Here is an 11,723-nt window from a genome sequence, read left to right on the forward strand (position 1 = left end):
TGAGGAGCAGGGACTTGCCGGGGTGTTAAGTTTGGTTTGACAATTTGCCCCAAGCAAAAAGCAGGTCGCCGTAAGGGCGAAACCTTTGAAATAATTTCGAAAGACCTTCACCGCGTAGCGCGCAACGCTCAATAAACAAGGAAAGATGAGGCTCTTCTTTTATGTCTTCTCTTCATCTTTCAATGGGAAAATTACCGCCGCCGGAACACCCCCTCGTCGTTGTAAGGGCGAAACCTTTGAAATAATTTCGAAAGACCCTCACCGCGTAGCGCGCAATGCTCAATAAACAAGGAACGATGAGGCTCTTCTCTCATGTCTTCTCTTCATCCTCAAATGAAAAAATACCGCCGCCGGAACTTTTTACGTCGTTGTAAGGGCGAAACCTTTGGAATAATGCTGAAAGACTCCTCACCGCCAAGCGCACAAACCTCAATAAATAAGGAAAAATTGGGCCTTTTTCTTTCCTCTTCTCTTCATCTTTCAATCCCCAAAAAAAAGGGCATGTTCAGACGAACTGAAATTCGCCGGAACATGACCTTTTTTTGCAGCAAAACTGCAATAAAACTGGGGTAATAAAACTTAAATGTGCGACACGACCTTGCCCAAAAAATCCTTGAGCCGTGGGTTTTTCGGATTGTCAAAAAACGCCTCCGGGTCGGTATCGACTTGAACCTTGCCCTCATCAATGAAGATGACCCGATCCGCCACTTCCTTGGCAAAGCCCATTTCGTGCGTGACCACAACCATGGTCATGCCTTCGCGAGCCAATTGCTTCATGACTTCAAGCACTTCGCCGACCAATTCGGGGTCAAGGGCCGAAGTGGGTTCGTCAAAAAGAATTGCCTTGGGTTGCAACGCCAGCGAACGGGCGATGGCAACACGCTGTTTCTGGCCGCCAGAGAGTTGGTCGGGATAATTGCCCGCTTTGTCTGCCAGGCCGACTTTGTCCAACAGGTCCATGCCGAGTCGCATGGCGTCAGGCTTGGACATGCCGCGAACCTTGATCGGGCCGAGTGTGACGTTATTCAGGACTGACATGTGCGGAAACAAGTTGAATTGCTGGAAAACCATGGTGGCTTCGGTTCGTACCATGTTGATATCCGTGGCCGGGTCCATGATATCGAAACCATCGACGATGATGCTTCCCGATGTCGGCTCTTCCAGCTTGTTGATACAGCGCAAGACCGTGGATTTGCCGGAACCGGATGGGCCGATGATGACCACGACCTGACCAGCCTCCACATTGAGGTTTACGCCTTTGAGAACCTTGAGATCTCCGAAACTTTTATGAAGATTTTTGATTTGGATCATGTGTTTTTTCTACCTGCCCGTTGCGACTAAACGATTTTCCACGATCTCGAGAGCTTTGGCAATGCTCATGGTCATGACGAGATACACCAGACCACAGGTCAGATAGACTTCAAAAGAGCGGAAGTTCACGGCCACGATTTCATCACCAGTGCGAAGCAGTTCGCCCACACCGATAATCATAAGCAGTGAGGTGTCTTTGAGACTGATGATGAATTGGTTGCCAAGAGGCGGAATCATGCGGCGAAAAGCCTGGGGCCAGATCACATAGCGCATGGTCTGAATTGGGGTCAGGCCGATGGAACGGCCGGCTTCGCCTTGTCCTGGATTGATGGATTGAACGGCACCGCGCACGATTTCGGCAATATATGCGCCGGAGTTGACCGCGATGATGATTATACCGGCAACAACAGCCGGGATGCGTATTCCCAAAGCCATGGGCACACCGAAATACAGGAACATCGCCTGCACAAGCATGGGAGTCCCGCGTATTATTTCGACATACAGTCCTGCAAATTTGCGGACGAAAATGTTGTGGGAGAGTTTCATCATCCCGGCAATGACGCCGAGAATGAAACCGAAAAACAGACCGCCGACGGTCAGGATAACCGTCATTTTCGCCCCCCCCATAAGTAGAGGCAGGGACTCGATCATTACTGAAGGTTCAAATTCAAAAGCCATAGTCTCACCCTGTGTAAAAAAAACAGTGGGGGCGGCCAATGCCGCCCCCAAGAATAAATCAAGTATTTTCAGTCCCTAGCGGGGGGCAACTCCAAACCATTTCTTGTACAGAGTGGTGTAGGTGCCGTTTTCCTTGAGGGTCTTCAAGGCTGCGTTGACCTTGCCAACCAGCTCGGAGCCTTTGGGGAAACCGATGCCGTAAGGCTGGCCTGCGTACAGGTCGCCTACAATTTTGACCTGACCCTTGCCGCGTTTGGAAACAAACGATTCAACAACAGGTTTGTCAAACATGACCGCATCAACGCCGCCGGTCAGCAATTCCATGAACATGGCATTGTCATTGGGGAACAATTTGACGTCTTTGGGTGTGGCGTTTTCCTTGAGAAATTCAACGCTGGTCGTTCCCTGTTTCGTGGCGATGACCTTGCCATCCAGTGTTTTGAGGCCGGTGATGCTGTCGTCGTCAGCCTTGACCAGAAGCAGCAGACCGGAATTATAGTAGCCGTCGGAAAAATCGATGACTTCTCTGCGTTTGTCCGTGATGGACATACCGGCGATTCCGGCATCCAACTGTGAGGACTGCAAGCCCGGGACAATGCCTTTGAACGCCATTGGCTGCAATTTGTATTCAACGCCGATTTCTTTGGCGATGGCAGCCCATATCTCGACATCGAAACCAGTGTGTTCACCGGTCTTCGGGTCCTTGAATTCGAACGGGGGGAAGTTGGTGTCAGTCGCGACTGTGAGTGTGCCTGCAAAGGCGGTGGCGACCATGGACAAAGAGATCGCACATGCAATGAAAAAAGTAAGAATCCGTTTCATGATTTCCTCCTAAATGGGTATGGCTGTCCAGCAGGGACTGTTGGACACGAGAGTCCAGAAGGGGGGTGTCCCCAATCTTGGATTGAGCAGGATTCTTGTGCCTTGATTAACAAAAAAAATCAAGTAAACGTTGTTCTGGTGTCCTCTTTTTCTGGTGTTTATTCCGTGAAAAAAAGGAAAAGATGAATATACTTCGGAACATTTTGTGCGAATAATTGAAATGAAAAAAGACGAAATCGAACAGTTTTTTGTACTAAACTGAAATGTTTGACGCAATGGACGTTGAATACGATCCGTGTTTTTCAGAAAGAAATGACGCTGACAGAAGATTATTCGATGTTTTTCAAGATGAAAAGAGAGTGAAAAAAAGAAAGTGTTTTCAGTTTGTACTGAAAAAATAGAAATGTTTCTGGTTGGTTCCGTGGCGGGATCAGATTCCTCTGAATGATTCCTTGTCTCAGTCGAGTGAGGAATCCGGCAGTGAAAACGGAAGAGAAATGAAAAATTGACTGCCGTGCCCTTCCGTGCTTTCAGCCCAAATGGTTCCGTCCAGTTTTTTGACAAGGTGTTTTGAAATGGTCAAGCCGATACCGGAACCGCTGAGGCGTTTGGTCATCACCTGTTCACCTATTTCAAAGGATTTGAAGATGCATTCCAACTTGTCGGGCGAGATGCCGATACCTGTGTCGGTCACGGTAAATCGGAGCATGATTTTATCAGGGGATGTCCCGGCGTATTTGTCTGGATCTCTGCGGACATCGAGAGAGACCGTCCCTTTTTCCGTATAGCGGAAAGCGTTCAGGAGAATGTTACTCAGTGCCTGGATGGTTTCCAGAGGAGCACCGTGGACGAGTGTGGGCAGTCCTTCTTGAAGGGTGACAGAAAATTCAAGGTGTCGTTTCTTGGCGTATGCCGTGCAAATTCTGATCTGTTGATCGAGCGTTTCGAGGAAGTTGAAATTTTTAAACGTGATTGCAAGCGCGTCTGATTCCAGCATACTCAGGTCGAGAAGTTGGTCGAAAAGATTGGTCAGATGCACCGCCCCTTCATTGATTGGGGTAAGGAGTTCCTGGTGTGTCGGGTCATTGTCCATTTCGAGCAGAAGGCTGGAAAGCCCCATGATATGATTGAGCGGTGTTCGAAGTTCGTGGCTGATGTTGGCCAGAAATGCGGACTTGGCTCGGCTTGCCTCGTGCGCTTTGTTTTGGCTTAACTCCAGTTCCTGCGTGCGGAGGCTGACCATTTTTTTGAGTTCGCGATTTTGGTTGTAGAGCGCGAGATGCGTTTTGAGGCGGGCTAACACGATGGCCGGATTGACGGGTTTGGTAATATAATCGACTGCCCCCAGCCCCAGTCCCTTGGCTTCGTCTTCAGTTTGGCTTTTGGCGGTGATGAAAATGATGGGGATTTTGGTCGTGCGTTCATCGCTTTTGAGTCGAGTACAGACTTCGTACCCGTCCATTTCTGGCATCATGATGTCCAGAAGGATGATGTCAGGCAGTGAGTCTTGAAGCAGCTCAAGCGCTGTCGGTCCATTCAGAGCGACGAGAAGCTTGTACTGATCTTCAAGAATATCGACCAGAAGGTCTATGTTGAGCCTGTTGTCGTCAACAATCAGGACTGTGGGTGTGTCCTTTACGCGCATGGTTTTCCTTTGAAACGGATATAACCGCCCACTAGATAGTTAGCTAATTATGCGCGGGTGGGCAACAAATTCAGGCGAAAGACCGTTTTTTATAACCCCTTCTTCGGGTCGAAGCTTTGTCCCAGGGCGGCAGGGGCCTCAATGGACCAGCCTTTGGAGAAGGTCTTGAGGAGTGGGTGTTGACGGATAATATCCTGAATCCATCCCATACGGCCAAGATTGACGGCAAGCAGGGTGAGAATCATCATCGGGAATGGAGCGACTTGGAAAACTGGTGCCGGTATGGAGGGGAAGAGTTCCTGCAAATAAATGCCGGAAACCTGCAAAGCCGCGAAGAAAAATGCGCCCAATGCGGCCCGAACCGGGTGCCAGCCGCCGAAGATGACAATGGCCAGAGCGATCCAGCCTGCGCCTTCACAGCCCTGGGGACGACCCCATCCGGGTTTGACGGCAAGAGAGTATGCCGCACCAGCCATGCCCACGAGTGCGCCGCCAGCCAAGCAGTAATAGAGCCTGACCAGTCGCACACGAATACCTCGTCCGAAAGCGGCTCTGGGGGACTCGCCAACAGCGCGGAGTTTCATGCCGCCTTCGGTTCGATACATCCACCACCAGCAGGTGACGATGGAGAGCATCGCGATATAGACGACCGGGGATTGCGTGCTGAAGATCGGGCCGATCAACGGAATGGTGCCGATGCCGGGAATGGACCATATTCCGAGGTCCGGGCCGGGTTGGCGAGAATAGGTGTGTCCCAGAAAATAGGCGAGGTCGCGGCAGAGCAGGGTCAGAATGAATCCCACGGCGAACTGGGATTGTCCGAGATAGATGCCGACAATACCGAGGAGTCCGGCAATGGCGGCTCCTGTTGCCATACCGGCCAGCAGGCCGATCCATGGGTTGTCAAAGGTGACGGAAACAACAAACGCGGCCATGGCGGACAGCAGAATCGAGCCATCCAGCGACAGGTTGATGATACCGGCTTTTTCCGTGAGCGTTTCACCGAGTGTGGCGAGCACAAGCGGTGCGCCCGCGACGAGAATGGCGGCAATGGTCAGTCCGAACGTGTCCATTTAATCGACCTCCTTCCGTTGTTTGAGCCAGAGGCGAAGTCCCTGAACAATGAACAGGGAAAGGACCATGACGCCTTGAATGACGCCGGATAGGGAGGAGTCGAGTCCAAGCTGAAGTGGCAACTGGATGGAGCCGACATTGAGTATGGCGAAAAAGAGACAGATGAACGGGACCAGTGGCAGTCGGAATGACGCCATCATGCCAACGAGTAGGGCCGTGTAGCCGTAGTTGGATGAGATAGCGGGGAGCAGCCGGTGGTAGACGCCGAGTACCTGCGTCGCTCCGGCTAGTCCGGCCAATGCGCCGCAGATCATGAATGCCTGGAGCAGGCGGCGTCGGGGGCCCAATGAAAACAGGGTGGCGGCTTTGGGATTTTCACCCACCGCGCGCATTTTGAGTCCCCATTTGGTGCGGTACAGTAGAATGTAGACAAAAATGGTGGCGACCACGGCAAGGGCCAGTCCGACCCAGCTGACGGAGAGCGAGCCGATCCGGGGCAACCAGAGTGAAATATCCAGTGGTTCCGTGCCGGACATGGAGGCCACGCCGGGGCGTTTCCATGGTCCGAAAATGAGCCAGAGTGTGATGCCCAGGGCGACGAAGTTGAGGCCCAGTCCGGAAAAGATTTCATGGACGCGACCAAAGACGCGCAGACAGCCCGCAAGGAGTGCCCAGAGTGCGCCGCCGAGCATGGCCGCACCGATGGCGAGGGCGATCTGAAGGACGCCGCCGTCATCATATGGTCGTAGGGCAGCGGTACAGAAAATGGCCCCCATGATTATCTGGCCTTCCACACCGATATTCCACAGTCGGGCCGTGAACGGAACCAGCAGTCCCACGGCACAGAGGGTGAGCGGTACCCAACCTGCCAGGACACGCCCTATTTTCGACATGGACCCGACGCCGCCCTTGAACAGAATATAGATGGTTTCAAAGGGGGGTGCGCCAGCAGGCCACGCCACGAGAACGGTCAGGAGCAGGGCCAGACCAAGGGCTGCGCAAAACCATCCGATTTGCGTCAGAAGTGAGTCGCGATTCATCGGGTGCTTTCCTTGATATCTTTCATGCTTTTTCCGGCCATGAGTGCGCCGATCACATCCATGCAGATGTCGTCACCTTCGACCACGGCCGCAATGGCCCGGTCATAGAAGACAATAACCCGGTGGCTGTGTTCCAGAACTTCGTCAAGATCTGGAGAAAAGAAAATGAGTGTTGAACCGTTGGCACATCGGCCTTTGAGATGATTCCATACCTGCCGGGCCGATCCGGCATCCAGGCCGCGTGTGGGGTGTTCCATGAGCAGCAGTCTGGTTTCATTGGGGATGAGTGACAGCAGGAGCCGTTGCTGGTTGCCCCCGGAGAGTTCAATGGCTTGCGTTTCCGGGTGTGCGCGCAGGTTGAATTCATCCACGCATTGGGACTGATAGAATTCTGTCAGGTCGCCTTTCTTGTCCGGGAACGCGAGCGTGATGTGCTCCATGAGATTCAGGGCCGGAAACAGGGCCATTTGCAAGCGGTCGGCGGGCACGAATTGTACACCGGCCTTGCGCAGTGTGGCAAAGTCGTTGGAACGATAGGTGGTCGAGTCCAACGCAAGTGTGCCACCGGGCATCCGGTCCAGTCCGCAGAGTCCTCGAAGAAATAATTCCTGACCCGATCCATCCAGACCGGCCAGGCCGATACATTCACCGGGACGGGCCGTGAAGTTCAAATTACCCATGGAATATTTCGGTCCGGCGAACAAGGTGTTCCGCAAGGTGAGTCGCGGGGGAACGTCATCCGATGGGACGTCTGGCAATGCGGCGATTTCGCCATCCGCAGCGTCGCCGAACATGAGATGGACCAGTTCCTTTTCGTCATAGGGCGGTTCAAGTGTCGCCACCAGTGCGCCCTGTCGCATGATGAAAATGGAGTCCGCCATTTCAAAGGCTTCGGAGAGTTTGTGGGTGACGAGGATGATGGTGTGCCCCTCTTCCTTGGCCAGCTTCATGAGCAGGTCGAAAAGGTCCTGTTTCTGTTCCGGGGTAATGCCAGTGGTCGGCTCATCCAGAATGAGCGTGGTCGCACCGAGATCGAGCAGCCGGAGCAGTTCGAGCAATTGGCGTTCGCCCACAGTGAGGGATGAGACCGGCTCGTCCGGCAGGAAGCAGGCGTCCAGCCGATAGGACAGCTCGCCGATGACGTCCACCACTTCCTGTTTGGACCGTTTGGGCGCACCAAGCTGGAAGTTTTCCCACACAGGCATGGCTGGGAAGTCGAGTGGGTCCTGATAGAGCATCCCCACACCTTTTTCCCGAGCCAGAGACGGCGTCAGATAGGAGATGGTTTCCCCGCCGATATCCAGTGTGCCGGACGTGGGACGGGTATGGCCTGCCAACACGCGCATGAGAGTGGACTTTCCAGCCCCATTCTCACCCACGAGGGCGTAAATGCGGCCGGGTTCGAGTGTCAGGCTGATGCCGTCGTTGGCCCGAACCCGGCCGTAGTGTTTATGTATGTCTTTGAGGACTATCATTGTGTCCTGAGCCGATGTGATCGGCTATTTGGCGGAAGAGATGCCTTCCATGCCTTCCAGCAGTTGGTCCATGTACCAGATCTGTTTGTCAGTCGCTTTTTCGCCTGCTTTCAGGAAGGGAGTGCCGTCCTGATAATTGAGCGGGCCGGTGAAAAGCTCAAGTTTGCCGGAACCGAGATCTGCGACAAAGGTATCCAGTGCCTTTTGTGTTTCAGCGGTCATGCCTTCGCCGGGCATGAATCCGACCAGGGATTTGTCTTGATTGTTGATGTCTTCCCAATACGGGGATTCCCAGACAAAACCAGGTTTGTAGGTGCCGTTAACTACTTCCTGAGCAATGCGCAGGAAGCTCGGACCCCAGTTGAAATAGGGAACGCCGAGACAGACATCGCCCTGGCCTTCACAGGCTTTTTCATAATCATACGGCAAGGCCCAGACTTTTTTGCCAGCGGCTTTGCGTTGTTTGGCAACAGTCACGACTTCCGGGGTATCGATACCGGAGATGAGGACGTCACAGCCCGAATCGAACAGCGAACCAGCGACCTGGGTCGGGTCGGAAGTGACACCGGGAATGTTGAACCAGAAACCGATCCATTTGACGTTGAAGGACAGGTCCTTCAGATCTTTGCCTCGGACGTGAGTCCAGGCATAGGCTGCGCCGAGATAGGCGGAGGACATGAGGCGACGGGTTTCTTCGTTGACCAGCGGGCCAACCACACCGATCTTGCCGGTCTGAGTGGTCATGGCAGCGGTGAATCCGGCCATCATTTTGGAATATTCCATTTTGCCGAAGAAGTTGCCGAGATTTTTGGGAGCTTTGCCACTCCAGACGGAGTCGCCGGAAGTGTGGACGAATGTTTTATCGGGATGCATGGCAGCGGCTTCGAGGATACCGTCTTTCATGTCGTCGGAACCAGCGATAATCAGGTCAGCGCCTTTTTCCACGAGGTCATCAACAATTTGCGGAACGGTCAGGCCTGGACGGTCTCCGGGATTGACCTTGTCGAGATAGATCAGCTTGGCTCCATCCATGTGGGCTTCGACGTATTTGCCGCCTTCGTACTGGGCTTGGCTGTATCCTTTATCATTGTATGATCCGACCAGAATCATGCCGATGGTAAAATCTTTGGCAAAGGCCAGACCGGGCATGAGTGTCAGTGTCAGCAGGGCTGTACACAATGCCATGGTAAACCGTTTCATCCTCTCCTCCGTGTGCATTGTCTGTCGATGACGAATTGATGTCGTGTTTGGCAGACGATTCTATAGTTTTTCGAGTATGCCATAAAAAATAGAAAATCGCGGGAGACATCAAAGAATGCCTCCCGTAAAAAAACATCTTTGAACCGGAAACCGGGGTTGTGTCAACAAATTCGTGTTCCCCGTGGTGAATCTCAGAGTGTGGGAAAGGGATAAATGGGAAGCAAATATGGGGCTGGAAGAGGATTTATCCCCTTGACCACAGCCGTTTGATGTTCTAACGAGGGAATTGTCACCGATACATGACGTTTTTTGCAGAAGCGCGATCCTTTTGGGGAAGCCGCGCCATCTGCATCTTTTTTTATATACATTGACGTTTGAATTGAGAGAGGTTTCAAAAATGGATCGTATTCCCATTTCAAAAGAAGGGCACGAAAAGATCACTCAGGAACTGGCCGATTTGAAGGCGCAGCGTCCGGCCATCATTCAGGCCATTGCGGAGGCACGTGAAGAGGGGGACCTCAGTGAAAACGCCGGGTACGATGCGGCTCGCGAGCGTCAGGGGATGCTCGAAGCTCGTATCTCCTACATCAATTCGAGGATGCCGTTATTCGATGTCCTTGATTTGAATACCCTTGGCGGTGAACGAGCCATCTTCGGCTCCACTGTCGAAGTGGAGGATATCGACACTGAGGAAGTGCGGACCTTTACCCTGCTTGGACCGGACGACGCGGACCACAAACATGGTTCCATTTCCGTCCTGTCTCCCATGGGCCAGGCCATTCTTGGCAAGGAAGAGGGGGAAGAGGTTATTGTTGATGCGCCGCGTGGCCGCATCGAGTACGAGATTCTGTCTGTCAAATTCCTTGGCTCGGCAGGATTGCCCAAATAGCGGGCATATTGCTTTGTCTTCGGACAAAGACCGTGTACATTCGCCCCATCGCACATGCGGTGGGGCTTTCTTTTGAGGCTCATGCTGCATTCTGCATACTCTTTATATGATAATGGAACCGATTAAATTAACGGGTGAATATGACCCCTCCCCTGCCTGTCGGGGCATGTGCGCCCAGTGCGGGAAAGAGCATGTTGTGCCCATTGGTCCCGCCCGTGAGCCGGCCATGGCCCTTTTGCGAACCATGGAGCGGGAACGTCGTATCGATTTGTCCGTGCCAGCCGATCAGGCTGATCCCCGGTTAACCATCGACTATCTGTACGGTCCGGCCCGTGGGCAGATGTTCGGTGTGCTTGTGGTTCGTGACCAGTCCGGGAATACCGGGGTACTCAAGGCCTTTTCCGGGCAGTACAATTCCCTCTGGCAAGTGGATGGCTGGGTTGATCCATTGCTTGATGTGCAGCGATTTTATCGAGAAACCCGGGATGCGGAACGGCATATCAAGCGGTTGGGCCGCGATATTGTGGCCTTGCCCGATGGGTCTCCGCAACGGCGGTCGCTGGTTGCTGTGCGGAAAAAGGCGTCGCAGACGCTGATGCGGGAAATTCATGGCATGTTCATGGTGTCCAATTTTCGGGGAGAGCGTGTGCCCTTGCCGCAGGCAGTGTATGGCTCGGAGGGAATTCCCACCGGGACCGGGGATTGTTGCGCGCCCAAGTTGCTCAATCACGCGGCCATGCACGGGCTGATCCCTCTGGGATTGGCTGAATTCTATTGTGGACGGACCAATCGGTCCGAAACCAGACACCATGGCGAGATTTATCCATCGTGTCTGCATAAATGTGGCCGTATTCTTGGATATATGGTGTGCGGTCTGGAGGAACGGGAATGACGGATGCATTGACTCTCGATGTCCTGCATGTGGATAAATATATTGTAGTCGTCAACAAACCAAGCGGTCTGTTGTCGGTGCCGGGCAAAGGCGAGGCCAATCAGGATTGCGTGGTTTCCCGGGTACGGGCCATGTTCCCAAATTGTATTGAACAACCGTCGGTGCATCGACTCGATCAGGATACTTCCGGGCTGCTTGTTTTGGCTCGGACAACCGACGCCCATCGCACCTTGTCCAAGCAATTCATGGATCGGTTGGTGGGTAAGCGGTATATTGCTTTGCTGGACGGCGTTGTTGAGGAATCCGGTGGGATGATCGAGTTGCAATTCCGTTTGGACCCGGACAATCGTCCGCATCAGATTTATGATCCGGTCAACGGCAAAAACGGGATCACCCGGTGGCGCAAGCTCGGTATTGAAAACGGTCGGACCCGTGTCGAATTCAAACCACACACCGGCCGGACGCATCAGTTGCGGCTGCATTCTTCCCATGAAAAAGGACTTGGATTCCCCATTGTCGGCGATCGCTTATATGGCACCGGGACCAAACCAGGACAGCTCAAGCTTCATGCCTCCACATTGCGTTTCAGACATCCGGTCACCAAGAAGCCCATGGAATTCATGACTCCCGCTCCATTTTGATCTCCAACCCAAGAGAATTCTTTAAAAATCCCTTTTCCGCACACGGGCATGATGGT

General features: G+C 53.1%; 12 protein-coding genes. 4 read left to right on the forward strand and 8 right to left on the reverse strand.

The features are described from left to right. Positions 1-312: 312 nt before the first annotated feature. Positions 313-573 (forward strand): hypothetical protein, encoded by a 261-nt coding sequence (locus GO013_RS14765; protein ID WP_163812444.1) that lies wholly within the window; start codon positions 313-315, stop codon positions 571-573. Positions 574-579: 6 nt separating this feature from the next. On the opposite strand, the gene GO013_RS14770 is transcribed toward GO013_RS14765, so the two are convergent. From GO013_RS14770 to GO013_RS14805, 8 genes are all read right to left on the reverse strand, one after another. Next, complete coding sequence (locus GO013_RS14770; RefSeq protein ID WP_163812446.1) at positions 580-1,311, reverse strand: amino acid ABC transporter ATP-binding protein; 732 nt, start codon at positions 1,309-1,311, stop codon at positions 580-582. 9 nt (positions 1,312-1,320) lie between these two features. Then, the gene (locus tag GO013_RS14775; protein WP_163812448.1) at positions 1,321-1,989 is read right to left on the reverse strand and encodes an amino acid ABC transporter permease; all 669 of its coding nucleotides are present in this window, start codon (positions 1,987-1,989) and stop codon (positions 1,321-1,323) included. 75 nt (positions 1,990-2,064) lie between these two features. Continuing rightward, positions 2,065-2,811, reverse strand: a complete 747-nt coding sequence (gene glnH / locus GO013_RS14780) for a glutamine ABC transporter substrate-binding protein GlnH (protein WP_163812450.1) — start codon at positions 2,809-2,811, stop codon at positions 2,065-2,067. A 457-nt stretch (positions 2,812-3,268) separates the two neighbouring features. Then, positions 3,269-4,456, reverse strand: a complete 1,188-nt coding sequence (locus GO013_RS14785) for a response regulator (RefSeq protein ID WP_163812452.1) — start codon at positions 4,454-4,456, stop codon at positions 3,269-3,271. Positions 4,457-4,545: 89 nt separating this feature from the next. After that, a complete protein-coding gene (locus tag GO013_RS14790) occupies positions 4,546-5,529 on the reverse strand; it encodes an ABC transporter permease (RefSeq protein WP_163812454.1) in 984 nt (327 codons plus the stop codon). Continuing rightward, positions 5,530-6,570 (reverse strand): ABC transporter permease, encoded by a 1,041-nt coding sequence (locus GO013_RS14795; protein ID WP_163812456.1) that lies wholly within the window; start codon positions 6,568-6,570, stop codon positions 5,530-5,532. Then, on the reverse strand, positions 6,567-8,045 hold the full coding sequence (locus tag GO013_RS14800; protein WP_163812458.1) for an ATP-binding cassette domain-containing protein: 1,479 nt from the start codon (positions 8,043-8,045) through the stop codon (positions 6,567-6,569). The genes GO013_RS14795 and GO013_RS14800 overlap by 4 nt, the downstream gene beginning before the upstream one ends. A gap of 24 nt (positions 8,046-8,069) precedes the next feature. After that, entirely contained in the window at positions 8,070-9,245 is a 1,176-nt protein-coding gene (locus GO013_RS14805) for a BMP family ABC transporter substrate-binding protein (protein WP_163812460.1), read from the reverse strand. 397 nt (positions 9,246-9,642) lie between these two features. On the opposite strand from GO013_RS14805, the gene greA reads away from it, so the two are divergent. From greA to GO013_RS14820, 3 genes are all read left to right on the forward strand, one after another. Beyond that, complete coding sequence (gene greA / locus GO013_RS14810; RefSeq protein WP_163812462.1) at positions 9,643-10,134, forward strand: transcription elongation factor GreA; 492 nt, start codon at positions 9,643-9,645, stop codon at positions 10,132-10,134. Between the two features lie 196 nt (positions 10,135-10,330). After that, a complete protein-coding gene (locus GO013_RS14815) occupies positions 10,331-11,026 on the forward strand; it encodes a hypothetical protein (RefSeq protein ID WP_343219580.1) in 696 nt (231 codons plus the stop codon). After that, complete coding sequence (locus GO013_RS14820) at positions 11,023-11,667, forward strand: RluA family pseudouridine synthase (RefSeq protein ID WP_163812466.1); 645 nt, start codon at positions 11,023-11,025, stop codon at positions 11,665-11,667. Before GO013_RS14815 ends, GO013_RS14820 begins: the two co-directional genes overlap by 4 nt. Positions 11,668-11,723 lie beyond the last annotated feature (56 nt).

The sequence above is a fragment of the Pseudodesulfovibrio sp. JC047 genome (assembly GCF_010468615.1).
GTDB lineage: Bacteria > Desulfobacterota > Desulfovibrionia > Desulfovibrionales > Desulfovibrionaceae > Pseudodesulfovibrio.